General features: G+C 66.5%; 22 protein-coding genes and 1 pseudogene. 9 read left to right on the top strand and 14 right to left on the bottom strand.

Translation table 11 applies throughout. From position 1 onward, the window contains the following. Window positions 1-11: 11 nt before the first annotated feature. The 3 genes from F3I16_RS11035 to F3I16_RS11025 form a co-directional block, all read right to left on the bottom strand. Complete coding sequence (locus F3I16_RS11035; RefSeq protein ID WP_160493678.1) at window positions 12-251, bottom strand: hypothetical protein; 240 nt, start codon at window positions 249-251, stop codon at window positions 12-14. A gap of 174 nt (window positions 252-425) precedes the next feature. Then, complete coding sequence (locus tag F3I16_RS11030; RefSeq protein ID WP_160493677.1) at window positions 426-1,718, bottom strand: HAMP domain-containing sensor histidine kinase; 1,293 nt, start codon at window positions 1,716-1,718, stop codon at window positions 426-428. Further along, window positions 1,708-2,391, bottom strand: coding sequence for a response regulator transcription factor (locus F3I16_RS11025; protein ID WP_160493676.1), 684 nt, complete (start codon window positions 2,389-2,391; stop codon window positions 1,708-1,710). The genes F3I16_RS11030 and F3I16_RS11025 overlap by 11 nt, the downstream gene beginning before the upstream one ends. A 161-nt stretch (window positions 2,392-2,552) precedes the next feature. On the opposite strand from F3I16_RS11025, the gene F3I16_RS11020 reads away from it, so the two are divergent. Together F3I16_RS11020 and F3I16_RS11015 are read left to right on the top strand one after the other, a co-directional pair. Beyond that, window positions 2,553-4,499: an LTA synthase family protein gene (locus F3I16_RS11020; RefSeq protein WP_160493675.1), complete on the top strand. Its 1,947-nt coding sequence runs from the start codon at window positions 2,553-2,555 to the stop codon at window positions 4,497-4,499. Window positions 4,500-4,507: 8 nt separating this feature from the next. Next, complete coding sequence (locus tag F3I16_RS11015) at window positions 4,508-5,233, top strand: phosphatase PAP2 family protein (protein WP_160493674.1); 726 nt, start codon at window positions 4,508-4,510, stop codon at window positions 5,231-5,233. A gap of 55 nt (window positions 5,234-5,288) precedes the next feature. Here the strand turns inward: F3I16_RS11015 and groL are convergent, their stop codons facing one another. The 4 genes from groL to F3I16_RS10995 all read right to left on the bottom strand — a co-directional run bounded on the left by groL (window position 5,289) and on the right by F3I16_RS10995 (window position 9,062). Further along, window positions 5,289-6,929 (bottom strand): chaperonin GroEL, encoded by a 1,641-nt coding sequence (gene groL / locus F3I16_RS11010; protein WP_160493673.1) that lies wholly within the window; start codon window positions 6,927-6,929, stop codon window positions 5,289-5,291. A gap of 46 nt (window positions 6,930-6,975) precedes the next feature. Continuing rightward, window positions 6,976-7,269 (bottom strand): co-chaperone GroES, encoded by a 294-nt coding sequence (locus F3I16_RS11005; RefSeq protein WP_160082334.1) that lies wholly within the window; start codon window positions 7,267-7,269, stop codon window positions 6,976-6,978. Between the two features lie 548 nt (window positions 7,270-7,817). Next, window positions 7,818-8,267, bottom strand: a complete 450-nt coding sequence (locus F3I16_RS11000) for an FxsA family protein (protein ID WP_160488720.1) — start codon at window positions 8,265-8,267, stop codon at window positions 7,818-7,820. A gap of 63 nt (window positions 8,268-8,330) precedes the next feature. Continuing rightward, complete coding sequence (locus F3I16_RS10995) at window positions 8,331-9,062, bottom strand: HugZ family protein (RefSeq protein WP_160493672.1); 732 nt, start codon at window positions 9,060-9,062, stop codon at window positions 8,331-8,333. Window positions 9,063-9,170: 108 nt separating this feature from the next. On the opposite strand from F3I16_RS10995, the gene F3I16_RS10990 reads away from it, so the two are divergent. Further along, on the top strand, window positions 9,171-9,929 hold the full coding sequence (locus F3I16_RS10990; RefSeq protein ID WP_160493671.1) for an SDR family oxidoreductase: 759 nt from the start codon (window positions 9,171-9,173) through the stop codon (window positions 9,927-9,929). 181 nt (window positions 9,930-10,110) lie between these two features. On the opposite strand, the gene F3I16_RS10985 is transcribed toward F3I16_RS10990, so the two are convergent. Together F3I16_RS10985 and F3I16_RS10980 are read right to left on the bottom strand one after the other, a co-directional pair. After that, window positions 10,111-11,118, bottom strand: coding sequence for a DUF481 domain-containing protein (locus tag F3I16_RS10985; protein WP_256670147.1), 1,008 nt, complete (start codon window positions 11,116-11,118; stop codon window positions 10,111-10,113). 125 nt (window positions 11,119-11,243) lie between these two features. Then, complete coding sequence (locus F3I16_RS10980) at window positions 11,244-12,239, bottom strand: DUF481 domain-containing protein (protein ID WP_160493669.1); 996 nt, start codon at window positions 12,237-12,239, stop codon at window positions 11,244-11,246. Here F3I16_RS10980 and F3I16_RS10975 point away from each other — a divergent pair. Next, window positions 12,238-12,630, top strand: coding sequence for an MGMT family protein (locus F3I16_RS10975; protein ID WP_160493668.1), 393 nt, complete (start codon window positions 12,238-12,240; stop codon window positions 12,628-12,630). The genes F3I16_RS10980 and F3I16_RS10975 overlap by 2 nt on opposite strands. Before the next feature lie 38 nt (window positions 12,631-12,668). Next, window positions 12,669-14,279, top strand: coding sequence for an AmpG family muropeptide MFS transporter (locus tag F3I16_RS10970; protein WP_160493667.1), 1,611 nt, complete (start codon window positions 12,669-12,671; stop codon window positions 14,277-14,279). A 47-nt stretch (window positions 14,280-14,326) separates the two neighbouring features. Here F3I16_RS10970 and F3I16_RS10965 read toward each other — a convergent pair whose 3' ends face one another. Then, complete coding sequence (locus F3I16_RS10965) at window positions 14,327-14,806, bottom strand: YajQ family cyclic di-GMP-binding protein (RefSeq protein WP_160082349.1); 480 nt, start codon at window positions 14,804-14,806, stop codon at window positions 14,327-14,329. Between the two features lie 138 nt (window positions 14,807-14,944). Here F3I16_RS10965 and F3I16_RS10960 point away from each other — a divergent pair. From F3I16_RS10960 to F3I16_RS10945, 4 genes and pseudogenes are all read left to right on the top strand, one after another. Next, window positions 14,945-15,922, top strand: a pseudogene (locus F3I16_RS10960) (response regulator); the annotation flags it as partial. Window positions 15,923-15,932: 10 nt separating this feature from the next. Next, window positions 15,933-16,844 (top strand): putative 2-dehydropantoate 2-reductase, encoded by a 912-nt coding sequence (locus F3I16_RS10955; protein ID WP_160493665.1) that lies wholly within the window; start codon window positions 15,933-15,935, stop codon window positions 16,842-16,844. A 45-nt stretch (window positions 16,845-16,889) separates the two neighbouring features. After that, entirely contained in the window at window positions 16,890-18,911 is a 2,022-nt protein-coding gene (locus F3I16_RS10950) for an ATP-binding protein (protein ID WP_160493664.1), read from the top strand. 1 nt (window position 18,912) lies between these two features. Continuing rightward, the gene (locus F3I16_RS10945) at window positions 18,913-19,488 is read left to right on the top strand and encodes a cob(I)yrinic acid a,c-diamide adenosyltransferase (RefSeq protein WP_160493663.1); all 576 of its coding nucleotides are present in this window, start codon (window positions 18,913-18,915) and stop codon (window positions 19,486-19,488) included. 91 nt (window positions 19,489-19,579) lie between these two features. Here the strand turns inward: F3I16_RS10945 and F3I16_RS10940 are convergent, their stop codons facing one another. The 4 genes from F3I16_RS10940 to secA form a co-directional block, all read right to left on the bottom strand. Further along, window positions 19,580-20,521, bottom strand: a complete 942-nt coding sequence (locus tag F3I16_RS10940) for a Nudix family hydrolase (protein WP_160493662.1) — start codon at window positions 20,519-20,521, stop codon at window positions 19,580-19,582. Further along, window positions 20,518-21,150 carry a glutathione S-transferase family protein gene (locus F3I16_RS10935; protein WP_160493661.1) on the bottom strand — a complete coding sequence of 211 codons (633 nt, stop codon included), beginning with the start codon at window positions 21,148-21,150 and terminating at the stop codon, window positions 20,518-20,520. The genes F3I16_RS10940 and F3I16_RS10935 overlap by 4 nt, the downstream gene beginning before the upstream one ends. An 84-nt stretch (window positions 21,151-21,234) precedes the next feature. Further along, complete coding sequence (gene argJ / locus F3I16_RS10930) at window positions 21,235-22,452, bottom strand: bifunctional glutamate N-acetyltransferase/amino-acid acetyltransferase ArgJ (RefSeq protein WP_160493660.1); 1,218 nt, start codon at window positions 22,450-22,452, stop codon at window positions 21,235-21,237. 121 nt (window positions 22,453-22,573) lie between these two features. Next, window positions 22,574-25,312, bottom strand: a complete 2,739-nt coding sequence (secA, locus tag F3I16_RS10925) for a preprotein translocase subunit SecA (protein ID WP_160493659.1) — start codon at window positions 25,310-25,312, stop codon at window positions 22,574-22,576. Between the last annotated feature and the right edge of the window lie 201 nt (window positions 25,313-25,513).

Here is a 25,513-nt window from a genome sequence, read left to right as displayed (position 1 = left end):
GTTCTCCGGTGCTACTGGTGAGCCGCTATGTTCTGCGACAAACCGAACATCAGTAACAGCAGGTCGCTGTCGGGCCTGACCTGCGGCGCCAGCGGCTTGTTGCGGGCGACCGCTGGCTGCGGGCAGTTCTGCCGCGAACTCTGCTGGGCCTCCAGCACCATGGGTTCGGGCTCCTGCCACGCGGCGGCGGCCAGGGCCGTCACGCCGAGGGCGCCGACGAGGAAAAGACCTCGAGCTATTTCTAACTTCATAACTGCAACCCCTTGAAAATGCTGCCAAGCACTTAAATGAAACCCTAGTTCACTAAGACCAGGGCGCAGGCTCGACAGACGAACGGTAGGCCAGGACACCAGCCCAGCCACGGTGTGACCAGCCTAGCCGGGGAAAGTTACAGACAGGTTATGGGCGGCCTTGTGAAAAAAGCGTCATGCCCCGTGCGGCTGGTCGTGCTGCCCCAGGCTGACCTCGAAACGACAACCCTGCGGTTCCACGCCGCTCAGGTTGACGCTCCAGCCCTGGCTCTCGCAGATCCGCTGCACCAGCGACAGGCCCAGGCCGAGACCTTCACCCCGCGCCTGGCCGCCGCGCACGAAGGGCTGGAACATCGCCTCGCGCTCGCTTTCCGGAATGCCCACGCCGCTGTCCTTGACGACGAAGCCCTGCGCCTGCAGGGCCAGGTGGATGCCGCCGCGCTCGGTGTAGTGCAGGGCGTTGCGCAGCAGGTTGCCCAACACCGCGCGCAGCAAGGGAGCATTGAAGCGCCCGGGGGCGAACTCGCCACGCTGGTAGTGGAAGGCCAGGCCCTTGGCCTCGATCGGCGGGCGCCACTGCTCGACCACCCCGTCGGCCACCTCGGCCAGGCTGGCCAGCGGGGTCATGCCGGTCTCGTCGTTGCGCGAGCGCGCCAGCAGCAGGAAGGTCTGCACCAGGTCGCGCATCTCCTCGCTGGCGCGGGCAATGCGCTGCACCTGGCCGCGGGCACGCGGGTCCAGGGCCGGATTGTCCAGCAGCAGCTCGCAGGAGCTGGCCAGCACCATCAAGGGCGTGCGCAGCTCGTGGCTGACATCGCTGGTGAACAGCCGCTCGCGGGTCAGTGCGCGGCGCAGCAGACCCAGGGTGGTGTCGAAGGAGGCCGCCAGCTGGCCAACCTCGTCGCCGGCATAGTCCGGCGCCAGCGACGGCGCGCGGTCGAGCAGCTGGTCCGGGTGGCGCACCTGTTTGGACAGGCGCACCACCGGCTCGATCACCTTGCGCGCCAGCAGCCAGCCGAGCAGCCCGGACAGCGCCAGGCTGATCAGGAAGCCGGTGAGCACCACGGCGAACAGCAGCTGCTCGCGGTCCTCGAACTCGCTCTGGTCCTCCAGCAGCACATAGCGGCGGCCATCCACCAGCTGGACGAAGGCGTGGTAGGAGCGCTCGCCACGGTACAGCTCGCTGAAGCCGGGCGGCAGCGCCTGCAGGTCTGCCGGCATGGCGAAGTCGCCGGGGCCGTTGCTGAAATGGAACAGCTGGCCCGGCTCGGGGTTGTGCCGCCAATCCTCGCTGCTCTCCATCTTCAGCAGGCGGCCGAGGTCGCCGCCCAGCTCGGCGGAGATCAAGCGTTCCTCGACCAGGTGCACGGTCTCGACGATACCGATGGCGAAAGTGCCGCCGACCAGCAGGGTCATCAGCATGAAGGCGATGACGATGCGCCGCGACAGGCTCTGCCTAAACTCCATCGTGCAGCTCCGCCAGGCGGTAGCCGACGCCATGCACGGTGTGCAGCAGCGCGTGGGCAAACGGCTTGTCGATGACCTGGCGCAACTGGTGCACGTGGCTGCGCAGGCTGTCGCTATCCGGGCAGTCGTCGCCCCACAGCGCCTCTTCCAGCGCCTCGCGGCGCACCACATGGGGGCTCTTCTGCATCAGCAGGGCGAGCAGCTTGAGGCCCACCGGGTTGAGCTTGAGCCCGCGCCCGCCACGGCTGACTTCCAGGGTATCGAGGTCGTAGCTCAGCTCGCCGACCTGCAGGCTGCGCTTGCCGCCGCCGAGGCTGCGGCGCAGCACCGCCTCGATGCGCGCGGCCAGTTCGGACAGGGCGAACGGCTTGATCAGGTAATCGTCGGCGCCGGCCTTGAAGCCCTTGAGGCGGTCGTCCAGCTGGTCGCGGGCGGTCAGCATAATCACCGGGGTATCGCGGCGCGCCTCCTCGCGCAGGCGCTGACACAGGGTGTAGCCGTCGATGCCGGGCAGCATGATGTCCAGCACGATCAGGTCGTAATGCTCGCTGGCGGCCAGGTGCAGGCCGGACAGGCCGTCCTGGGCACAGTCCACCGTGTAGCCCTTGATTCCTAGGTAGTCGGCCATGTTGGCCAGGATGTCGCGGTTGTCCTCGACCAGGAGGATGCGCATGGTCTGTTCCTCTTCGGCTGCAGCCGGTTTGCCAGGTGCCCACGATAACCCGGCGACCCCATCGAGGCGGCCGGTTTGACGCATTTTTCACGGCGAATTCACCGCCCACCAACAAAGCCGGGAGCAGACTGCCGCGCATTTCCCCCGCCTGGAACCGCACCATGCCCCTGCTCCGCAGCGCACCCCTGCGCTATCTGCTGCTCCTGCTCGCCAGTTGGCTGGCGATCTTCCTGCTGACCCGCGGCGTATTGCTGTTCGGCCATCTGCACGAGGCCGGCAACCCGCTGGCAATCTTCGCCATCGGCCTGCTCTACGACCTCGGCTTCCTCGCCTACGCCGCCCTGCCGCTGGGCCTGTACCTGCTGCTCTGCCCACCCGGGCTGTGGCGCCGGCCCGGGCACCGCTGGTGGCTGCGCGGGCTGCTGCTGGTCAGCCTGTTCGCCATGCTGTTCGTCGCCACGGCCGAATGGCTGTTCTGGGACGAGTTCGGCGTGCGCTTCAACTTCATCGCCGTGGACTACCTGGTGTACTCCGACGAAGTACTCAACAACCTGCTGGAGTCCTACCCGCTGGGCCTGCTGCTCGGTGCCCTGGCCGGCCTCGCCGCCCTGCTCGGCCTGGCCCTGCACCGGCCGCTGCAGGCCGCGCTGCAGGCGCCGCTGCCCACGCGTTCGGCACGCCTGGGCGCGCTCGCCGGGCTGCTGGCCTGTAGCGCGCTGAGCCTGCTGGCGCTGGATCAGGACAGCCCGCGCGGCCTGGGCGGCAATGCCTACCGGCATGAGCTGGCGAGCAACGGGCCCTACCAGTTCTTCGCCGCCTTCCGTAACAACGAGCTGGACTACCCGCAATTCTACGCCACCCTGCCCGATGCCCAGGTCGCCACCCGCCTGCGCGAGGAACTCAGCGAGCCGAATAGCCGCTTCATCGGCAGCGACCCGCTGGATATCCGCCGGCAGATCGACAACCCCGGCCAACCGCACCGGCTGAACATCGTCCTGGTCACCATCGAGAGCCTGTCGGCCAAGTACCTCGGCAGCTTCGGCGACAGCCGCGGGCTGACCCCCAACCTCGATGCGCTGCGCCGGCAGAGCCTGTTCTTCAACAACTTCTACGCCACCGGCACCCGCACCGACCGCGGCCTGGAGGCCATCACCCTGTCGGTGCCGCCCACCCCGGGACGCTCCATCGTCAAGCGCGTGGGCCGCGAGAGCGGCTATGCCAGCCTCGGCCAGCAGCTCAGCGCCCAGGGCTACGACAGCGTGTTCGTCTACGGCGGGCGCGGCTACTTCGACAACATGAACACCTTCTTCGGCGGCAACGGCTACCGGGTGGTCGACCAGAGCAGCGTGGCCGAGGCCGACATCCACTTCAAGAATGCCTGGGGCATGGCCGACGAGGACCTCTACACCCAGGCCCTCAAGCTCGCCGATGCCGACCACGCCGCCGGCAAACCCTTCCTGCTGCAGCTGATGACCACCTCCAACCACCGTCCCTACAGCTACCCGGACGGGCGCATCGATATCGCCTCGGGCGACGGCCGCGAAGGCGCGGTGAAGTACACCGACCATGCCATCGGCCAATTCCTCGCCGCCGCGCGGCAGAAACCCTGGTTCGCCAACACCCTGTTCGTCTTCGTCGCCGACCACTGCGCCGGCAGCGCCGGGGCCCAGGATCTGCCGGTGGCCAACTACCACATCCCGCTGTTCATCTACGCCCCGGGGCTGGTCGAGGCCCGCGAGGACAACCAGCTGGCCAGCCAGATCGACCTGGCACCGACCCTGCTCGGCCTGCTCAACCTCGACTACCAGTCGACCTTCTTCGGCCGCAACCTGCTGCAGGACCATCCGGCACCGCACCGGGTGCTGCTCGGCAACTACCAGCACCTCGGCCTGTTCGACGGCCAGGACCTGGCCATCCTCAGCCCGCAGCGACATATGCGCCGACATGACGATGCGTTGGGCGCCAGCCATGAATCCAGCAGCGACGCCAGCGACCCGCTGCTGCAGCGCGATATCGCCTACTACCAAGCCGCCAGTCATGCCTTCAAGGAGCATCTGCTGACCTGGAAGGGCAACCCGCAACCCGACCTGCAACTCAGCACGAGATGAAAGCCGCCATGCCCAGCCATTCCCCCACCTTCGACCGCCGCCGGTGGTACGGCCTGCCGCTCGCCCTGCTGGCGCTGATGCTGCTGGTCGAGCCCAGCCGTCTGGACTTCGCCCTGGCCGACCTGTTCTACATCCAGGGCCAGGGCTTCATCGGCCGGCACAACGACTTTCTCGAGGATGCCCTGCACGACCGCGCCAAGCAGCTGACCATCGTCATCGGCGTGCTGGCCATCGGCGGCTTCCTGCTCAGCCTGCTGCCGACCCGCCTGCGCCCATTGCGCCGCCAGCTCGGCTATCTGGTGCTGGCCATGGGCCTGTCCACCAGCTTCGTCACTCCACTGAAGAAGCTCACCCAGATGCACTGCCCGTGGAGCCTGGAGCAGTACGGCGGGGTCGAGCATTTCTCCGGGCTGCTCGAGCCGCGCGCGCAGCCGGTGGAGAAAGCCGGCAAGTGCTGGCCCGGCGGCCATGCCGCGGCCGGCTTTGCCCTGCTCGCGCTGTTCTTCGTCTGGCGTGACCGTTACCCGCGCCTGGCCAATGGCGCGCTGGTCTTCGCCATCGGCCTGGGCTGCCTGTTTTCCCTGGTACGCATGGCCCAGGGCGCGCACTTTCTCTCGCATAACCTGTGGACGGCCCTGCTCAGCTGGCTGATCTGCCTGGGCCTGTACGACCTGCTGCTGTATCGCCCCCCAGCACCGCCCCAGTTGGCGAACAACGTCGAGCCGAGCCACTGAAAACAAAAAGCCCCGCACGAGGCGGGGCTTTTCTTACAGCGGGGTGCCGGTCGGCTTACATCATGCCGCCCATGCCACCCATGCCACCCATGTCCGGCATGGCCGGAGCGGCCTTGTCGTCCGGGCTGTCGGCGATCATGGCTTCGGTGGTGATCATCAGGCTGCCGATGGAAGCGGCGGCCTGCAGGGCGGAACGGGTGACTTTGGCCGGATCGAGAATACCCATCTCGATCATGTCGCCGTACACGTCGGTCGCGGCGTTGAAGCCGTAGTTGCCCGAACCCTGCTTGACCTTATCGACCACTACGCTCGGCTCGCCGCCGGCGTTGGAAACGATCTGACGCAGCGGTGCTTCAACAGCGCGACGCAGCAGGGCGATACCGACGTTCTGGTCGTCGTTGTCGCCTTTCAGTTCGCTGATGGCCTGCAGGGCGCGCACCAGGGCGACGCCGCCGCCAGGCACCACGCCTTCTTCGACGGCTGCGCGGGTGGCGTGCAGGGCGTCTTCAACGCGGGCTTTCTTCTCTTTCATTTCCACTTCGGTGCCGGCACCGACCTTGATCACGGCAACACCGCCAGCCAGCTTGGCCAGACGCTCTTGCAGCTTCTCTTTGTCGTAGTCGGAAGTGGTGTCTTCGACCTGCTTGCGGATCTGCGCAACGCGGGCTTCGATGTCGGCCTGCTGGCCAGCACCGTCGATGATGGTGGTGTTTTCCTTGCTCAGCTGAACGCGCTTGGCGTTACCCAGGTGTTCCAGGGTGGCGCTTTCCAGGCTCAGGCCGACTTCTTCGGAAATCACGGTACCGCCGGTGAGGATGGCGATGTCCTGCAGCATGGCCTTGCGACGGTCGCCGAAGCCCGGAGCCTTGACGGCTGCGACCTTGACGATGCCACGCATGTTGTTCACAACCAGAGTCGCCAGGGCTTCGCCTTCGACGTCCTCGGCCACGATCAGCAGCGGACGGCCGGACTTGGCCACGGCTTCGAGAACCGGCAGCAGTTCGCGGATGTTGGAGATCTTCTTGTCGACCAGCAGGATCAGCGGGCCGTCGAGTTCGGCGACCATGGTGTCCGGCTTGTTGATGAAGTACGGCGACAGGTAGCCGCGGTCGAACTGCATGCCTTCTACGACGGACAGTTCGTTTTCCAGGCCCGAGCCTTCTTCAACGGTGATCACGCCTTCTTTGCCGACTTTTTCCATGGCTTCGGCAATGATGTCGCCGATGGAGTTGTCGGAGTTGGCGGAGATGGTGCCGACCTGGGCAATGGCCTTGGTGTCGGTGCACGGCTTGGACAGCTTCTTCAGCTCGGCGACGATGGCGATGGTGGCCTTGTCGATGCCGCGCTTGAGGTCCATCGGGTTCATGCCGGCAGCGACGGCTTTCAGGCCTTCGTTGACGATGGCCTGAGCCAGTACGGTGGCGGTGGTGGTGCCGTCACCGGCCGCGTCGTTGGCCTTGGACGCAACGTCCTTGACCAGTTGGGCGCCCATGTTCTCGAAGCGGTCTTTCAGCTCGATTTCCTTGGCAACGGACACGCCGTCCTTGGTGATCAGCGGCGCGCCGAAGCTGCGCTCGAGCACCACGTTGCGGCCTTTCGGGCCGAGGGTGGCTTTGACGGCGTCGGCCAGGACGTTAACGCCGACCAGCATTTTCTTGCGAGCGGAATCGCCGAATTTGACTTCTTTAGCAGCCATGGTGGTAGTTCCTTAAATTCTTGAGTTGTACGGGGATTCGCGGGAATCAGGCTTCGAGGACGGCGAGGATTTCGTTCTCGCTCATCACCAGCAGGTCTTCGCCGTCGACCTTGACGGTGTTGCTGCCGGAGTACGGGCCGAATACCACCTTGTCACCGACTTTGACGGCCAGGGCACGCACTTCACCGTTGTCCAGGGTCTTGCCGGCACCGACGGCGACGATCACGCCCTGGTTCGGCTTCTCGGCAGCGGAACCCGGCAGCACGATGCCACCCGCGGTTTTCGATTCTTCTTCGCTGCGGCGGATAACGACGCGGTCATGCAGAGGACGAAGCTTCATTGGTCGATCTCTCCCGATAGTTGTTGTAAGCAGGCCGGTGACTGCACCGGCGGGTTAGCAAAGTCCGGCGGAGCCGGGCGCGGCACGCCTGGGCGGGCCACGGAAGTCTGTTCTGCCGGAACCGGCAGACACCTTGCGGTGCTAGCTAGATAGGGGCGATCAAGGGCATTTCAAGGGCTGGGCTGTGATTTTTTTATGGCCTGCCATCTCTAGGGTCTGTTCCCGTTTCGTTCGCGAACCGCGTTGCTGCGCAAAATCGCGCCAGGCTAGGCGTGGGACGCAGGCAATGGTCATTCCCTTGGCAAGTCCCGCAACGACGCATGGCGCGATTTTGCGCGCAACCCGCAGGGACGGGCCCGTTTTTGCGCGGGACGTCGTTACTCGACGGCTCATTTGGACGACCAAACCTCGCGTCTCGCGCCTAGCCCCGCGCAAAAACGGGCTCCGGCGCGGCCGTGAACGAAACGGGAACAGACCCTAGCGGCCACCCTGCGGGCCGTCGCTGCGCGACGTTAAAAATTGCTCCTGGCAATTTTTTGCACACAGCCTCAGTCGCGGCGCTGGTATTCGCCTTCCAGCACATTGGGCCGGGTCTGCCCGGAGCGGGCCTGGGGGTCGTCGAAGAAGGCGCGCTGGCGCAAGGCCTGCTCCGCGGCACGCCGACGCAGGCCGCCGATCATCCAGCGGCGGGTGAACGGAATCAGGCAGAGCAGGCCGAACGCGTCGCTGATGAAGCCCGGCAGCAGCAGCAGGCCGCCGCCGACGGCGATCAGCAGGCCCTCGAACATCTCCTGCTCGGGCATCTCGCCGCGGGCCAGCTTCTCGCGGGCGCGCCAGGCGGTGGCCAGGCCGGCCACGCGCAGCAGCACGCTGCCGAGGATGGCCGTGCCGATTACCAGCAACAGGGTCGGCAGGACGCCGATGGCACTGCCGACCTGGATCAGCACGGCCAGTTCGATCAGCGGGAACAGCAGAAACAGAAAGAGAAAAGCGCGCATCAGGATTTCCTTGGCGGAAGAACGGCTTCCGATACCGATGAAGTATGGGGCGTGGCGCTTAATTCAAGCTGAAACCTGCCCGGCGGTCGGCCAGCTTGCGGCGCGAGCCAGCTGTACCAGGGCCTGGCGCACTTCGCCGGGACTGTTACAGGATATTGGGAAGGCCAGCCAGTGCAGGCTCTTGCCGATGCGCAGGTGGAAACCTTCGCTGTCGATGCCGACCAGTTGCGCCGGTTCATCGCCGGGCAACCCGGCCAGTTCGACGTAATGGGCAATGGCCGCGGCATGATCGGCATTCATGTGTTCGAGCATGCCCTGCTCGCTCTCGCCGGCAAAGGGGTTGGCCAGGTTGACCTGGTCCAGCCAGTGGATCGCGCCGAAGCCGCCGATATAGCGCCAGCGCACCGGCTGCAGGCGCCAGAAGTCGAAATCGTGCACCCGGTGGTAATCGCGCGATTCGGGGAAATAGCGGTAGTAACGCGCGGCGGCGGCAGCGATCTGCGCCGGTTCCGCCAGTTTTTTCGCCTCGGCCAGCAGGGTCAGGCGCCCGACCGCCTGCACATCCTCGGCGCCACGCTCGCCCACCAGCAGCGAGCATTTGCCGTCCTGCTGCAGGTTATGGGTGTGCTGGGCGATGCGGCTGATCAGGATCAGCGGGCAACCCTGCGCGTCCAGGCAATAGGGCACCACTGATCCGAAAGGGAAACCCGGCATGGCCTTGGAATGGGTCGAAAGCACGCCGCGGTATTCCTTGAGGAGCAATTCTCGGGCATGCTTGCCGGCTGTCACGCTCAACTTATGACTCCTCGTTAAGAATCCGTCGAAAACAAAACGGACAGGCGCCCGGCAGAACTCTTTGCAGCGCCAGCGAGGCCACCTGTAGACCTTTAGAGGGGTAGTGTTATGGAACTCAAAGACAAAGTCATCATCATCACCGGTGGCTGCCAGGGCCTCGGCCGCGCCATGGGCGAATACCTGGCCGCCAAGGGCGCCAAGCTGGCCCTGGTCGACCTCAACCAGGAAAAACTCGACGAAGCCGTAGCCGCCTGCAAGGCCGCCGGTGGTGACGCCCGTGCCTATATCTGCAACGTGGCCGTTGAGGAGCAGGTCACCCACACCGTGGCGCAGATCGCCGAAGACTTCGGCGCGATCAACGGCCTGGTCAACAACGCCGGTATCCTGCGCGACGGCCTGACCATCAAGGTCAAGGACGGCGAACTGAGCAAGATGAGCCTGGCCCAGTGGCAGTCGGTGATCGACGTCAACCTGACCGGTGTGTTCCTCTGCACCCGCGAAGTGGCGGCGAAGATGATCGAGCTGAAGAACCAGGGCGCCATCGTCAACATCTCCTCGATCTCCCGTGCCGGTAACGTCGGCCAGGCCAACTACTCCGCGGCCAAGGCCGGCGTCGCCGCCGACACCGTGGTCTGGGCCAAGGAACTGGCGCGTTACGGCATCCGCGTGGCCGGCGTCGCCCCGGGCTTCATCGAAACCGAGATGACCGGCAGCATGAAGCCGGAAGCTCTGGAGAAGATGACGTCCGGTATTCCGCTCAAGCGCATGGGCAAGCCGGCCGAGATCGCTCACTCGGTGGCCTACATCCTGGAAAACGACTACTACACCGGGCGGATCCTGGAGCTCGACGGCGGCCTGCGCCTCTGATCCGTTTCGACTTGCTGCGCGTCGGCCAGACTGCGTTGAAATTGGGCTCGGGCTGCTCATTTACAGCTCGTAAACTCCGCGCCCTCGCCCAATTTCGCCTTGCCTGGCTCTAGCTCGCAGAGTCGAGACTTGGCCTCATAAAAAGCCCCGCATTTGCGGGGCTTTTTTGTGGGTGGGTGAATTACCAGCCGACCCCCAGGCCAATCATGTAGCGGCGCTCGTCGGTATCGCCGTTCTCGCTGGCGACCTTGTCCCACTCGGCCTTGAGGCTCAGCGCCGCCCAGCTGTTGAGCTTGTAGCGCACGCCGGCCTCGGTATCGATGATGTAGTCGATCTCGTCGATGAAGGGCGCGCCCAGTTCGCCCTGGGTGTACAGCTCGACGTTCTGACCGATCAGCTTGCGCTTGTAGTCCCACTCCATGGCCGCCGAGTTGAAGTGCTCGCTCTCGCCGTTGTCGAAGACGAAGTCGTTGCGGTTGAGCAGGCCGGCCACGGAGAAGGCGCCGAGGGCATCGTCCCAGAACTGGTAGCCGGGGCCGGTACCGACGGTGCGCTGGATGCGCAGATCCTCCATGCGGTCGTGGGTGTACTTGAGCTGGCCCTGCCAGAAGAACTGCTTGGTGAGGAAGCGGTCGAGGTCGTAGTCCAGCTCGGTGCGGTCGGTCTTCTTCTCGTCGTCCTTGAGTTCGTGGTCGTACTCGACGCCGAAGCTGTGGCGCCAGGCTCCGTGGCGGGCCTGGGTGGCGAGGTCGATGTCGTAGTCCTTCACGTCGCTCTCGGCCTGCTTGTAGTCGGCGGAGAAATCGATGTTGCCGCTCCAGCGCAGGTCCTGCACCAGCGGCTTGGGTGGCAGGATCTGGGCGATGGAGTTCAGCGCCACCACTTTCGGCGCCTCGCCGTTGACCAGTTCGACCTGGCCTTCGCCGGCCGGCTTCAGCGACTTGGCCCGTTCGCCGGTGAAATCGTCCTGCTTGACCAGCAGCTCGCGCTCGCTTTCCAGGGTGGCGATCTTCTCCACCTCGAGGGTGATCGAGCCGGCGTAGTCGGTCTTCAGCAGCAGCTTGCCGCCGTCGACCAGCTCGATGCTGCCGGTGAGCTTGTCACCGTTCTTCAGCCACACGGTATCGGCCAGCGAGGGGGTGGAAATGGCGCTCAGCGCCAGGCACAGCAGGGAGCGGGAAACAGTCATCGGCAAACAATCGGCTCGGGTGGGCAAAAAGGCCGGCATTATCCGCGTACGCGCCGGCAGAGCAAGCACAGACTGGCAATTGCTCCGCGAGTTCAGAAAAGCCTCGTCTTTGCACCGGTAGACGGCTACCAGCCGACTCCCACGCCGATCAGGTAGCGCCGCTCCGAGTAGGTGCTGCCCAGGCCGCGCAGCTGGTCCAGCTCGTACAGCAGCGACAGCCGGGCCCAGTCATTCAGGCGGTAACGCAGGCCGGCCTCGCTGTCGAGCACGTAGTCGATTTCGTCGATCTGCGGCACCTGCAGCTCGGCGCTGCTGTAGAACTCCAGGCGCGTGCCCCACAACAGGCGCTTATAGTCCCACTCCAGCGACCAGGTGTTGAAGGCCAGCTCGCCCACCTGCGAATCCAGCTGCACCCGGTTGAACTGGCCGATCAGGTCGAAACGCCCCAGCTCGTCGTCCCAGAAGCGATAGCCGGGGCCGCTGCCGAGAATGCGCTGGCGATCGATGTCCTCGAACTGGTCCTCTTCCTGCTCATAACCGGCCCGCCAGAACCAGTGCTCGGTGAAGAAGCGGTCTAGGTCGTACTCCAGTTCCCAGTTGTCCTCCTTCTTCTCGTCGTTCTTGGTCTCGTGCTCCAGCTGGCCGTGCAGCACATGGCGCCAGCGCCCGTGCTCGACCCGCGTATCGCCCTTGATCTTGAACTCGTCGGTGCGGTCCTCGTTGCGCTCCAGGTCGAGCTTGGCGTCGAGGTTGCCTTCCCACAGGCGGTCCTGCAGCAGCGGGCGCGGCGGCACCAGGCGGGTGATGCTGGCCAGCGGCACCGTCTCGCGGCCATCGTCGACCACCGTCACCAGGCCCGCACCGGCGGCCTGCAACTGCTGGCTGTGCCGGCTGTCCAGCCCGTTGCGCCGCAACAGCAGGGGTTTGTCCGAACGCAGGGTGTCGATATCCTTCCAGTCGATCAGCACGCGCCCGGCATACCGGGTCTTCAGCGCCAGCTTGCCGCCGTCGAGCAGGAGGATCTTGCCGGTCAGGCGATCGCCGTTGTTCAGCCACACGGTATCCGCCTGGGCACAGGCCGCGGCGGCCAAGAGAACAGTCGAGAGCAGGAAGCGCAGCATGGGACAGAAACCACCGGCAGGACAGGGCATCGGCGCAGAGCATGCCCCCGCCCCCGACCCGACGGCAAGCGCCGAGGGCCGGCGCGCCGCCCTGTATCTGCTGCTGTCGCAGATACCCGAGGGCAAGGTGGTCAGCTACGGCGAGCTGGCCGCCCTGGCCGGCCTCGGCCGCGCCGCCCGCTGGGTCGGGCGCACCCTCAGCCAGTTGCCTGCGGACACCCGCCTGCCCTGGCACCGCGTGCTCGGCGCCGGCGGCCGCCTGAGCCTGCCGGCCGGCAGCCCGAGCGGCGACGAGCAGCGCGCGCGCCTGCGCGAAGAAGGCCTGACCATCCGCAACAACCGCGTGGATATGCGCCGCCACGGCTGGCGCCCGATGGAGCTCAACGGTTAGAGTGCGCCCTTTGTTCCGTTTACCCCCAGACCTTGCCCATGCCCCGTAAATCCTGGCGCGCCGCTCTCGCCACCTACGCCCACCCGGCCGCCCTCGCCCTCCTGCTGCTCGGCTTCGCCGCCGGCCTGCCGTACATGCTGGTGTTCGCCACCCTGTCGGTGTGGCTGCGCGAAGCCGGCGTGGCCCTGCAGACCATCGGCTACGCCAGCCTGATCGGCCTGGCCTACGCCTTCAAGTGGGTCTGGGCGCCGATGCTCGACCAGTGGCGCCTGCCGCTGCTCGGCCGCCTGGGCCGGCGCCGTTCCTGGCTGGTGCTGTCGCAGGGGCTGGTGGTCTTCGGCCTGATCGGCATGGCCCTGTGCGACCCCCAGCAGCACCTGGCCTGGCTGATCGCCGTGGCGGTGGTGGTGGCCTTCGCCTCCGCCACCCAGGACATCGCGGTGGACGCCTACCGCCTGGAAATCGTCGACGACACCCGCCAGGCCGCCCTGGCCGCCAGCTACATGGCCGGCTACCGGGTCGCCGTGCTGCTCAGCACGGCCGGCGCGCTGTACTTCGCCGGCTGGTTCGGCAATGCCGACGCCGGCTACCAGCATGGCGCCTGGGCCAGCACCTACCTGCTGTTCGCCATGATCATGCTGCCGGGGCTGATCACCACCCTGTGGATGCGTGAGCCGGCAGTGCCGCTGCAAACCCAGATCGCCGCGGCGCGCTACGGCCTGTACCGCCAGCTGGCCTCGGTGCTGGTGCTGATCGTGCTGCTGGTCTCGGTGCCGGCCATGTTCACCCAGTTCTACAACAGCGACATCCTGCCGATGCTGCGCGGCGAGCTGGGCCTGAGCGAACTGCTGCGCGACGACCGCGCCACCCTGCGCTTCCTGCTGTACACCATCCTCACCGCCGCCTGCCTGTCGCGCATGGGCCGCCGCGGCCTGGGGCCGGTGCTCACGCCGATCAATGACTTCATCCTGCGCTACCGCTGGCAGGCCTTGCTGCTGCTCGGCCTGATCGCCACCTACCGCATGTCCGATACGGTGATGGGGGTGATGGCCAACGTCTTCTACATCGACATGGGCTTCGCCAAGAGCCAGATCGCCAGCGTCAGCAAGCTGTTCGGCCTGTTCATGACCCTGTTCGGCGCCGCCATCGGCGGCCTGCTGATCGTGCGTTTCGGCATCCTGCCGATCCTGCTGCTGGGCGGGGCGGCATCCGCCGCGACCAACCTGCTGTTCGCCAGCCTGTCGCGCCTGGGCGAAGTCGCCGACCGCCCGCGCTATGCCGAACAGACCGTGGCCGAGCTGCTGCTGGCCCTGGACCCGCACATGCTCATGCTGGTGCTGACCATCGCCCTCGACAACCTCAGCTCCGGGCTCGCCACCGCGGCCTTCGTCGCCTACCTGTCGAGCCTGACCAACCTGAAGTTCTCCGCCACCCAGTACGCCCTGCTCAGCTCGATCATGCTGCTGCTGCCACGCCTGGTCGGCGGCTCCTCCGGGCTGCTGGTGGAGAAACTCGGCTATGCCCAGTTCTTCCTGGTCACCGCCCTGCTCGGCATTCCCACGCTGCTCCTCATCCTGCTGCAATGGCGCCGCGAGCACGGCCAGGCCAACGGCGCCCCGCCGCCCGCGGAGGCGTCCGAGCGCCCATGAAAAAGGCCGGCATCAGCCGGCCTTTTTCATCTGGCGCTTGCGCGCCATCAGTCGCGGAAGTTGTTGTATTGCAGCGGCATGCCGAACTCCTTGGCGCGCAGGGCGGCGATGGCCTCCTGCAGGTCGTCGCGTTTCTTGCCGGTAACGCGCACCTGCTCGCCCTGAATGGCGGCCTGCACCTTGAGCTTGGCATCCTTGATGTGAGCGACGATCTTCTTCGCCAGCTCCTTGTCGATGCCCTCGCGGAACTCCACTTCCTGCTTGACCACCTTGCCGGAGGCATAGGCGTCCTTGACCTCCATGCACTGAGCGTCGATCTTGCGCTTGATCAGGGCCATGCGCAGGATTTCCAGCATCTGCTCGAGCATGAAATCGGCTTCGGCGGTCAAGGTAATGCTCTTGTCCTTGCTTTCGAAGCTGCATTTGCCGCGCAGGTCGAAACGCCGCTCCAGCTCTTTCACCGCATTGTCCACGGCGTTGGTGAGTTCGTGTTTATCCAGTTCGGACACCACGTCGAACGAAGGCATGGAATTCCTCCAGATGGACGGCGCGATCCATATCACGGACAGAGCGCGCCTGGCTTGACGATAAAATTTGCGCGCTCATTATAACCACACCCACACGCCCCGTTCGGCGAAGTACCGACGGCACCCCAGTTCCCTGCCAGTGAGCCCATCATGCCCAACCCCCATCTCAGCATTCTGGTGGTGGACGACGCCAAGTTTTCCAGCGCCATGATCGGTCGCGCACTGAGCCAAGCCGGTTATCTGGATGTGCGTTTCGCCAGCAGCGCCGCCGAAGCCCTGCAGCAGCTCGAACTGCGCCCGGCCAGCGTGCTGCTGGCCGACTGGCTGATGCCGGAGATGGACGGCCTGGACCTGACCGGGCGGGTACGCCAGCTGGACGAAACCGCCGACCACTACACCTACATCATCCTGCTCACCGGCAAGGAAGGCGACAATGTGCTGGTGGAAGCCTTCGACCGCGGCGTCGACGACTTCATCAGCAAGGCCTCGATGAACGAGCAACTGGTGCCGCGCGTGTATGCCGCCGACCGCCTGTGCAACACCCTGCAGCGCCTGTTGCAGGAGAACCGCATGCTGGTGCAGAACATCTCCAGCCTGGAGCAGCGCAACCTGGTCGACCCGCTCACCGGCCTGGGCAACCCGCGCTACCTCAAGCAGAAGCTGGCCGACAGCCTGCGCCAGGTCGAGTCCCGCGGCGGCGCGGTGTGCTACCTGCTGATCGGCCTGCAGGAGGCCAACACCCTGCGCCAGCAGTACGGCAACGGCTTCTACAACGAGCTGCTGCACGGCGTGGCCCGGCGCCTGCAACAGCTGGTACGGCCCCTCGACGTGCTGGCACGCATGGACGACAACCATTTCGCCCTGATCACCCTGCTCGACGACCTGCAGGAATGCTCGCCGAGCAGTTTCAAGCGCCTGTACGACGGCCTCAACCTCAAGGCCTTCAAGACCAGCGAAGGCTTCATCACCCTCAAGGCGGGGATCAGCCTGGTCGGCCTCGACGCCAAGTCGCTGCCGGTCGAACCGAGCACCCTGCTCGATCGCGCCAGCGCCCTGCTGGCGGACTCCTACGCCAGCGGCCGGGTCACCGCGCTGCGCCTGCCGCTGCCGCAGTGACCGACCCGCAGTGACCTGGCACATCCTCGGCGCCGGCAGCCTCGGCAGCCTGTGGGCCACCCGCCTGGCCCGCGCCGGCCTGCCGGTGCGCCTGATCCTGCGTGATGCGCCACGCCTGGCCGCCTACCGCGCCGCCGGCGGCCTGAGCCTGGTGGAGAACGGCCAGGCCCGGCGCTACCCGATTCCCGGCGAGACTGCCGCCACCGGCGCCCCGGTGCAGCGCCTGCTACTGGCCTGCAAGGCCTACGATGCCGAAGAAGCCGCCGCCGCGCTGGTCCCGCGCCTGAGCCCGGACGCCGAGATCATCCTTCTGCAGAACGGCCTGGGCAGCCAGGACGCGGTCGCCGCGCGCCTGCCGCGGGCGCGCTGCATTCTCGCCAGCAGCACCGAAGGAGCCTTCCGCGATGACGACTTTCGCGTGGTGTTCGCCGGCCAGGGCCATACCTGGCTCGGCATCGAAGGCCAGGCGCAAGCTCCGGCCTGGCTCGGCGAGCTGGAGCAGGCCGGCATCGCCCACACCTGGAGCGCCGAGATCCTTGCCAAGCTGTGGCGCAAGCTGGCCCTGAACTGCGCGATCAACCCACTGACCGTGCTCCACGACTGCCGCAATGGCGGCTTGGCCGCGTGGCCGGACGAGGTCGCCGCGCTCTGCCAGGAACTGGCCACGCTGCTGCACGCCTGCGGCCAGGCCAGCGCCGCCGAGGGCCTGCACGCGGAGGTGCAGCGGGTGATCGCCGCCACCGCCGCCAACTACTCCTCCATGTACCAGGATGTCGCCGCCGGCCGGCGCACGGAAATCGCCTACCTGCTCGGCCATGCCTGCCGGGCGGCCGCCCGGCGGCAACTGGCCGTGCCCCGCCTGCAGGCCCTGCAGCAGCGCCTGAGCGCGCACCTGGCCGCCCGCGGATTGCCCGTCACCTGAGCCCGCGCTACCCTGCCCTTCCTCACTCCGCGGAAACCTGCGCCCTTGACCCGTCTGCGCCAGCGCCTCGATAACCTGCCGGTCGGCCGCAAACTGCTCGCCGCCCTGCTGGCCCTGCTGGCCACCGTGCTGCTGGTGGCCAACCTGGCCTTTATCAGCGCCGCCTACTGGATCTCCCAGGAAAGCGTGGCGCCGCAGGCCCTGCACACCCTCGGCCGGCTGATCGCCACCCCGGAAGTCAGCCAGAAGGCGCTGACCTCGCCGGCCGCCGCCGCCGCCCTGCTGCACAACCTCGACAGCTACAGCCCGCTGCGCGCCGCCGCGCTCTACGACAGCCACGGCCTGCGCCTCGCCGAGCTGCAACTGGGCGACTCGCTGCAGCTGCCGGCGCACAGCGAAGAGCTGGAGAGCTGGCGCCAGGGCGAGCTGCGCGCCACCCAGCTGATCGAGCTGCCGCAACCGGGCAAGCTGCCCGGCCATCTGCTGCTGGTGGCCTCCGGCGAGCTGCCCGGGGCGTTCTACACCGGCACCCTGACCGCCAGCGGGGTGATCCTGGCGTTCAGCATCCTGCTCTGGACCCTGATCGCCCGGCAGATCAGGCGCCTGATCACCCAGCCGATCCGTCATCTGGAAGAACTCACCCGCCAGGTCACCCGCGAAGAGAACTACGCCCTGCGCGTCGCCCGCGGCAACCAGGACGAGATCGGCAGCCTGGCCGACGCCTTCAACACCATGCTCAGCCGCATGGAGGCGCGCGAGCAGCAGCTCAAGCGCGCCCGCGACGACGCCCAGGCCGCCTTCGACCAGGCGCAGACCCTGGCCGAGGAAACCCGCCACTCCAACCGCAAGCTGGAGCTGGAAGTGCAGGTGCGCAGCAAGATCGAGAAGAAGCTCACCGGCTTCCAGAAGTACCTCAACAGCATCATCGACTCCATGCCCTCGGCCCTGATCGCCCTCGACGAACAGCTCTATGTCACCCAGTGGAACCAAGAGGCCAGTGCGCTTTCCGGCACGCGCCTGGACGAGGCGCTGAACCAGCCGGTGTTCCTCGCCTTCCCGCCGCTCAAGCCCTTCCTGCCGCAGCTCAGGCGCACCGCCGAACAGCACCGGGTGGAGAAGATCGAGCGGGTCACCTGGAGCCGCAACGAGGAACCGCACCACTACGAGCTGACCTTCTACCCGCTGATGGGCGGCAGTGGCCGTGGCGTGGTGATCCGCATCGACGACATCACCCAGCGCCTGTCCCTGGAAGACATGATGGTGCAGTCGGAGAAGATGCTCTCGGTCGGCGGCCTGGCCGCCGGTATGGCCCACGAGATCAACAACCCGCTGGGCGCCATCCTGCACAACGTGCAGAACATCCGCCGGCGGCTGTCGCCGGAGCTGGCGAAGAACCAGGAGCAGGCGGTCGAGGTCGGCATCGCCCTCGAGGATGTCAGCGCCTATCTGGAGGCCCGCGAGATCCCGCAGCTGCTCGACGGCATCCAGCAGGCCGGCTCGCGGGCGGCGAAGATCGTCAGCCACATGCTCAGCTTCAGCCGGCGCAGCAACCGGCAGATGGCGCCCTGCCAGCTCCCGGCGCTGATCGACCAGGCCCTGGAAATCGCCGGCAACGACTTCGACCTGGCCGACAGCTTCGACTTCAAGACCCTGCTCATCCAGCGCGAATTCGACGACCAGCTGGGCCCGGTGCTGGCCACCGCCAACGAGCTGGAACAGGTGCTGCTCAACCTGCTGAAGAACGCCGCCCAGGCCATCCACCAGCGCGACGACGAGGACGAGCCGGGGCGCATCATCCTGCGCACCCGCCTCAACCCGCCGTGGGCGGAAATTCAGGTGGAAGACAACGGCATCGGCATGCCCGAGCACGTGCGCAAGCGCATCTTCGAACCCTTCTTCACCACCAAGGAAGTCGGCCAGGGCACCGGCCTCGGCCTGTCCGTGTCCTATTTCATCATCACCAACAACCACAAGGGGCAGATGGAGGTGCACTCCCTGCCGGGCCAGGGCACCTGTTTCACCCTGCGCCTGCCCCTGACCTCCACCACCGACAGCACGAGCACCTGAGATGGGCTATCGCCTGAGCAAGATCTATACGAAAACCGGCGACCGAGGCGAAACCGGCCTGGCCGACGGCCGCCGCGTGGCCAAGGACCACCCGCGCGTGGAAGCCATGGGCGAGCTGGATACGCTGAACAGCCAGCTCGGCCTGCTGCTGGCCGAGCTGGCCGAACAGAAAGGCATGTGGCCGGGCCTGAGCGAGGTCAGCGAAGTCCTGGCGCCCTGCCAGCACCGCCTGTTCGACCTCGGCGGCGAACTGGCGATGCCCGACTACCAGGCCCTGCAGGAAGGCGAAGTGGAACGCCTGGAAGCGGCCATCGACCGCTGGAACGAGGAAATCGGCCCATTGCAGAACTTCATCCTGCCCGGCGGCTCCCGCCTGGTCGCCCAGGCCCACATCTGCCGCAGCCTGGCGCGCAATGCCGAACGGCGCTGCCAGCACCTGAATGCGGTGGAGCCGTTGCGCGCCGTCGGCATGGCCTACGTCAACCGCCTCTCCGACCTGCTGTTCGTCGCCGCCCGCCTGATCGCCCGCCGCCAGCACGTCGACGAAGTGCTGTGGCAGGCGGCGGAGAAACCGTAGGTTGGGTTGAGCGCAGCGAAGCCCAACTGACACCTCGAAGAAATCCTCAGTGCCGCCCGTTGGGCTTCGGCGCTGCGCCCCTCAACCCAACCTACGCCGGCCAGAACGCGCGGATGCCGGCGACGCCCTGGGCACCGGCCTGCCAGGCCTGCTCCAGGTGCTCGGGGCCGACGCCGCCGAGCAGGTAGGCCGGGATATTGCTGCCGCGCAGCAGCTCGCTGGCGACCTCCCAGCCCAACGGTGCGGCGTCGGGATGGGTCTGGGTCGCCTGCAGCGGCGACAGGGTGACGAAGTCCACGCCCATCTGCGCCGCCAGCGCCAGCTCCTCGGCCCCGTGGCAGGACGCGGCCAGCCAGCGCGAGGCGGGGAACGGCCGGCCCTTGGCCGCATACTGGCGCAACTGCGCGGCGGTCAGGTGCCAACCGGCCGCCGGGAAGTCGCCCAGCCACTCCAGCGGCCCCTTGAGCATCAGCTGGGCCTTGCCGGCACACAGGCCCTGGATATCCACCGCCAGATCGCGGTACTGCGCATCGAACATATTCGGCGCGCGCAACTGCACCAGGCGCACGCCATCTACCAGGGCCTGGCGCACGCCACGCAGCAGCTCGCCGGGTTCCAGCCCTTGCGGGGTGATCAGGTAGCGCTCGGGCAGCTGCGCCGCCGTCACGATCGGCTGGTTGGCCGCCGGGAACTGGTAGTCGTCCAGCTGCCGCGGGCTGACCCAGGCCAGCGGCTGGCCCTCGGCGCCGTGCGGTTCGCCGCTGAACGCGGAGACTTCCCAGACATCCAGCAGCACCTGCTTGTCCGGGTAGTCGTGGTGCACCTGGATCAGCGGCCGCGCCTGGCGCACCTCGATTCCCAGTTCCTCGGCCAGTTCGCGCGCCAGCGCATCGCGCACCGCCTCGCCGGCCTCGACCTTGCCCCCGGGGAACTCCCACAGGCCGCCCTGGTGCTGCTGCGCCGCGCGCCTGGCGAGGAGGATCTGCCGATCGGCGCCGCGGATCACCGCCGCGGCCACATGCACACGCTTCACGCCGGGCTCTCCTGCAACGCCGCCTGGTACCAGCGCTGGAAGGCCGGCCAGTGGTAGATGGTCTCGACATAGGCGGCCGCCACGTCCGGCAGGGCCACCCGGTAGCTGCGCAGGCGGCTGGCCACCGGCGCGAAGAAGGCATCGGCGATGCTGGCATGGCCGAACAGGAACGGCCCGTCCTGGCCGAACTGGGCCCGGCAGTCGGCCCACAGCTGGCAGATGCGTGCGATGTCGGCCTGCGCCTCGGCCGGGATCGACTCCAGGGCCTGGTCGCGGCGCATGTCCATCGACAGGTGGCTGCGCAGGCCGAGGAAGCCGCTGTGCATCTCGGCGCACACGGCGCGCGCCACCGCCCGCGCATATTGCCCGCGCGGCCACAGGTGGGACTCGGCAAAACGTTCGGCGAGGTATTCGGCGATCGCAAGGGAATCCCAGATCAGCCCTTCCTCGGTCTTCAGCAGCGGCACCTTGCCGGTCGGCGAGTGGGCGAGGATCTGCTGGCGGCTGTCGGCCTGATAGAGGCGCACTTTCAGCTCGTCGTAGGGCTCGCCGGTCAGTTCCAGGGCCAGCGCCGCGCGCAACGACCAGGACGAGAAGTTCTTGTCACCAATGACCAGTTGCAGGGCCATGTCGGTTCTCCTGACAAGGGTGGGCGGAATGCACAGGGGACGCCGTGGCGCCCCCTGTGTCAACTCGAGTGCAACGCCGCCGGCTCAGCTGCGGTATTCGGCGTTGATCTTGACGTACTCGTGAGACAGGTCGGTGGTCCAGATGGTCTCGCTGCAGGTGCCGCGGCCCAGCTCGATGCGGATGGTGATTTCCTCGCGGGCCATCACCGCGGCGCCCTGCTCCTCGGTATAGCTGGCGGCGCGACCGCCCTTGCTGGCGATGCAGACTTCACCGAGGAACACGTCGATCTTGCTCACGTCCAGCTGCGGCACGCCGGCATAGCCGACGGCGGCGAGGATGCGCCCCCAGTTGGGGTCGGAGGCGAACAGCGCGGTCTTGATCAGCGGCGAGTGGGCCACCGCGTAAGCGACGTCCAGGCACTCCTGGTGGGTACCGCCGCCGTTGACCTGCACGGTGACGAACTTGGTCGCGCCTTCGCCATCGCGGACGATGGCCTGGGCGACGTCCATGAACACCTCGAACACCGCCTGCTTGAGCTTGGCGAACAGTTCGCCGGCAGCCTCGGTGATTTCCGGAAGCGCCGCCTGGCCGGTGGCGATCAGCAGGCAGCAGTCGTTGGTCGAGGTATCGCCGTCGATGGTGATGCGGTTGAACGACTTGTTCGCCGCGTCGCGCACCAGGTCCTGCAGCACGCTGCGCGCGACCTTGGCGTCGGTGGCGATGTAGCCGAGCATGGTCGCCATGTTCGGCCGGATCATCCCGGCGCCCTTGCTGATGCCGGTCACGGTGACGGTCACGCCGTCATGCTGGAACTGGCGGCTGGCGCCCTTGGGCAGGGTGTCGGTGGTCATGATGCCGGTGGCGGCTTCGGCCCAGTGGTTTTCCGACAGATCGTCGAGGGCCGCCTGCAGGGCGCCCTCGATCTTCGCTACCGGCAACGGCTCGCCTATCACCCCGGTGGAGAACGGCAGCACCGCCTCGGCGGCCACGCCGGTCAGCGCGGCCAGCGCGGCGCAGGTACGCTTGGCATTGGCCAGGCCATCCGCGCCGGTGCCGGCATTGGCGTTGCCGGTGTTGGTCAGCAGGTAACGCACCTCGCCCTGCACACGCTCGCGGGTGACGATCACCGGCGCGGCGCAGAAGGCGTTGGTGGTGGTCACGGCCGCCACGCGCGAGCCTTCGGCGCAGCGCATCACCACCACATCCTTGCGCCCTGGGCGCTTGATGCCGGCAGAGGCGATGCCAAGTTCAAAACCGGGAACCGGGTGCAGGACCGGCAGGGGACCAAGACCAACAGCCATGGGTGCGCTCCTCAATAAGCAGTCTGTTCATAGGCCGGGCAAGGGCCCGGCAGGCAGTGGCAAAACGCCGCGAGCGGCAGAGCCGGTCGCGGCGTTGTTTATATAGCTGACTTCCGCCGGATCAGGCGATCTGACCGTGGCAATGCTTGTACTTCTTCCCGGAACCGCACGGGCAGGGTTCGTTGCGCCCGGTTTTCACCTCGCTGCGCACCGGCGCGGTGGCCTGGGCCACCTCGCCAGCGTCTGCCGCCTCGGGCTCCGCGAGGGCCATTGCCGAAGCATCGGCATGCTGGAACTGCAGGCGCTGGGCCATGGCTTCGGCTTCGCGGCGCAGGCGCGCCTCTTCCTCGGCCGGGTCTTCGCGACGGATCTGCACGTGCGACAGCACGCGGATGGTGTCGCGCTTGATCGAGTCGAGCAGTTCCTGGAACAGGGTGAAGGACTCGCGCTTGTATTCCTGCTTGGGGTTCTTCTGCGCATAGCCGCGCAGGTGGATGCCGTGACGCAGGTGATCCATGGTCGCCAGGTGGTCTTTCCACAGGTCGTCGAGCACGCGCAGCAGCATCTGCTTCTCGAAGGTGCGCAGGGCCACCGCGCCGGCCAGCTCTTCCTTCTCGTTGTAGGCGGCCAGCAGCTCCTGGAGGATGCGCGCGCGCAGGGTTTCCTCGTACAGGTGGTCGTCTTCGTCGAGCCACTGCTGGATCGGCAGGCGCAGGCCGAAGTCGCTGAACAGCGTCGCTTCCAGACCGGCGATATCCCACTGCTCGGGCAGCGACTGCGGCGGGATATGGTTGTTGATGGCGGCGGTCAGCACTTCCTCGCGGAACTCGGCGATGGTCTCGCCGATGTTGTCGGCGGCCAGCAGGCTGTTGCGCATGTGGTAGATCACCTTGCGCTGCTCGTTGGCCACGTCGTCGTACTCGAGCAGCTGCTTGCGCATGTCGAAGTTGCGCCCCTCGACCTTGCGCTGGGCCTTCTCGATGGCGTTGGTCACCATGCTGTGCTCGATGGCCTCGCCGGCCTGCATGCCCAGGGCCTTCATGAAGTTCTTCACCCGGTCGGAGGCGAAGATGCGCATCAGGCTGTCTTCCAGCGACAGGTAGAAGCGGCTCGAACCCGGGTCGCCCTGGCGGCCGGCACGGCCCCGCAGCTGGTTGTCGATGCGCCGCGATTCGTGGCGTTCGGAAGCGATCACGCACAGACCGCCGGCCTCGATCACCTGCTGGTGGCGCTTCTGCCACTCAGCCTTGATCTGTGCGATCTGCTCGGCCGTCGGGTTTTCCAGGCTGGCGACTTCCACTTCCCAGTTGCCGCCGAGGAGGATGTCGGTACCGCGACCGGCCATGTTGGTGGCGATGGTCACCGCGCCCGGGCGACCGGCCTGGGCGATGATCTCGGCTTCCTTCTCATGGTACTTGGCGTTGAGCACCTTGTGCTCCATGCCGGCCTTGTTGAGCAGACTCGACAGGTATTCGGAGGTCTCGATCGAGGCAGTACCAACCAGGATCGGCCGGCCCTGGGCCTGGATTTCCTTGATATCGGCGATGATCGCCGCGTACTTCTCTTCCTGGGTCAGGTAGACCAGGTCGTTGTAGTCCTTGCGCGCCAGCGGTTTGTTGGTCGGGATCACCACCACGTCCAGGCCGTAGATCTGGCGGAACTCGAAGGCCTCGGTGTCGGCGGTACCGGTCATACCGGCCAGCTTCTTGTACAGGCGGAAGTAGTTCTGGAAGGTGGTCGAGGCCAGGGTCTGGCTCTCGGCCTGGATATTCAGGCCTTCCTTGGCTTCGATGGCCTGGTGCAGGCCCTCGGACAGGCGACGGCCCGGCATGGTACGCCCGGTATGCTCGTCGATCAGCAGCACCTGGCCATCTTGCACGATGTACTCGACGTTGCGGTGGAACAGCTTGTGCGCGCGCAGGCCGGCATAGACGTGGGTCAGCAGGCCCAGGTTGTGCGCCGAGTACAGGCTCTCGCCCTCGGCCAGCAGGCCGGCGCTGGTCAGCAGTTCCTCGATGTACTGGTGGCCGGCTTCGTTGAGTTCGACCTGACGGCTCTTCTCGTCGATCTTGTAATGGCCTTCCTGGGTGACCACGCCCTCCTCTTCCTCGATGTGCTGGGTGAGGCGCGGGATCAGCTTGTTGATTTCCATGTACAGCTTGGAGCTGTCTTCGGCCTGGCCGGAGATGATCAGCGGGGTGCGCGCTTCGTCGATGAGGATCGAGTCCACTTCGTCGATCACGGCGAAGTTCAGCTCGCGCTGGAACTTCTCGTCCAGGCTGAAGGCCATGTTGTCGCGCAGGTAGTCGAAACCGAATTCGTTGTTGGTGCCGTAGGTGATGTCGGCCGCATAGGCGGCGCGCTTTTCTTCCGGCGGCATGAACGGGGTGACGATGCCGACGCTGAGGCCGAGGAACTCGTACAGCGGGCGCATCCAGTTGGCGTCGCGGCGAGCCAGGTAGTCGTTGACCGTGATCACGTGCACGCCGCGGCCTTCCAGGGCGTTCAGGTACACCGCCAGGGTGCCCACCAGGGTCTTGCCCTCGCCGGTGCGCATCTCGGCGATCTTGCCTTCGTGCAGGGTCATGCCGCCGATCAGCTGCACGTCGAAGTGACGCATGCCCATCACCCGCTTGCCGGCTTCGCGGGCCACGGCGAAGGCTTCGGGAAGAATCTGGTCGAGGGTCTCGCCCTTGGCCAGGCGCGCCTTGAACTCCTCGGTCTTGGCCTTCAGCTGCTCGTCGGAGAGCGCCAGCATCTGCTCTTCGAGGGCATTGATCGCCGTCACCGCCTTGAGCATGCGTTTGACTTCACGCTCGTTCTTGCTTCCAAAGAGTTTCTTCAACAGCGGCGCAAACATATCGGCAGATTCTTCCACTAATTGGGATGATGGGCGACGCAGAACGCCAGCCCTGCAGCCGGCTCGGCTGCGTGCGAAAGGGGGCATTCTACTCGGAAACGTCGACGAGGAAAGCGCATCATGCCCTCGACCAGAGCACAGTCCGCAACCGCGAATCCTTTCCATATGGGGGCGCCTGCCGTCCACTGCAAGGCCTGGTTT

It is taken from the genome of Pseudomonas sp. L-22-4S-12, from assembly GCF_009799935.1.
Classification (GTDB): domain Bacteria; phylum Pseudomonadota; class Gammaproteobacteria; order Pseudomonadales; family Pseudomonadaceae; genus Aquipseudomonas.
Note: the sequence above shows the minus strand (reverse complement) of the source record. Positions and strands in the feature narration are given on the sequence as shown.

What these genes read in the sequence shown, in the direction of transcription:
- F3I16_RS11035 (WP_160493678.1), bottom strand. Translation starts at nt 251, where the DNA reads ATGAAGTTAGAAATAGCTCGAGGTCTTTTCCTCGTCGGCGCCCTCGGC.
- F3I16_RS11030 (WP_160493677.1), bottom strand. Translation starts at nt 1,718, where the DNA reads ATGGAGTTTAGGCAGAGCCTGTCGCGGCGCATCGTCATCGCCTTCATG.
- F3I16_RS11025 (WP_160493676.1), bottom strand. Translation starts at nt 2,391, where the DNA reads ATGCGCATCCTCCTGGTCGAGGACAACCGCGACATCCTGGCCAACATG.
- F3I16_RS11020 (WP_160493675.1), top strand. Translation starts at nt 2,553, where the DNA reads ATGCCCCTGCTCCGCAGCGCACCCCTGCGCTATCTGCTGCTCCTGCTC.
- F3I16_RS11015 (WP_160493674.1), top strand. Translation starts at nt 4,508, where the DNA reads ATGCCCAGCCATTCCCCCACCTTCGACCGCCGCCGGTGGTACGGCCTG.
- groL (WP_160493673.1), bottom strand. Translation starts at nt 6,929, where the DNA reads ATGGCTGCTAAAGAAGTCAAATTCGGCGATTCCGCTCGCAAGAAAATG.
- F3I16_RS11005 (WP_160082334.1), bottom strand. Translation starts at nt 7,269, where the DNA reads ATGAAGCTTCGTCCTCTGCATGACCGCGTCGTTATCCGCCGCAGCGAA.
- F3I16_RS11000 (WP_160488720.1), bottom strand. Translation starts at nt 8,267, where the DNA reads ATGCGCGCTTTTCTCTTTCTGTTTCTGCTGTTCCCGCTGATCGAACTG.
- F3I16_RS10990 (WP_160493671.1), top strand. Translation starts at nt 9,171, where the DNA reads ATGGAACTCAAAGACAAAGTCATCATCATCACCGGTGGCTGCCAGGGC.
- F3I16_RS10985 (WP_256670147.1), bottom strand. Translation starts at nt 11,118, where the DNA reads ATGACTGTTTCCCGCTCCCTGCTGTGCCTGGCGCTGAGCGCCATTTCC.
- F3I16_RS10975 (WP_160493668.1), top strand. Translation starts at nt 12,238, where the DNA reads ATGGGACAGAAACCACCGGCAGGACAGGGCATCGGCGCAGAGCATGCC.
- F3I16_RS10980 (WP_160493669.1), bottom strand. Translation starts at nt 12,239, where the DNA reads ATGCTGCGCTTCCTGCTCTCGACTGTTCTCTTGGCCGCCGCGGCCTGT.
- F3I16_RS10970 (WP_160493667.1), top strand. Translation starts at nt 12,669, where the DNA reads ATGCCCCGTAAATCCTGGCGCGCCGCTCTCGCCACCTACGCCCACCCG.
- F3I16_RS10965 (WP_160082349.1), bottom strand. Translation starts at nt 14,806, where the DNA reads ATGCCTTCGTTCGACGTGGTGTCCGAACTGGATAAACACGAACTCACC.
- F3I16_RS10945 (WP_160493663.1), top strand. Translation starts at nt 18,913, where the DNA reads ATGGGCTATCGCCTGAGCAAGATCTATACGAAAACCGGCGACCGAGGC.
- F3I16_RS10935 (WP_160493661.1), bottom strand. Translation starts at nt 21,150, where the DNA reads ATGGCCCTGCAACTGGTCATTGGTGACAAGAACTTCTCGTCCTGGTCG.
- argJ (WP_160493660.1), bottom strand. Translation starts at nt 22,452, where the DNA reads ATGGCTGTTGGTCTTGGTCCCCTGCCGGTCCTGCACCCGGTTCCCGGT.
- secA (WP_160493659.1), bottom strand. Translation starts at nt 25,312, where the DNA reads ATGTTTGCGCCGCTGTTGAAGAAACTCTTTGGAAGCAAGAACGAGCGT.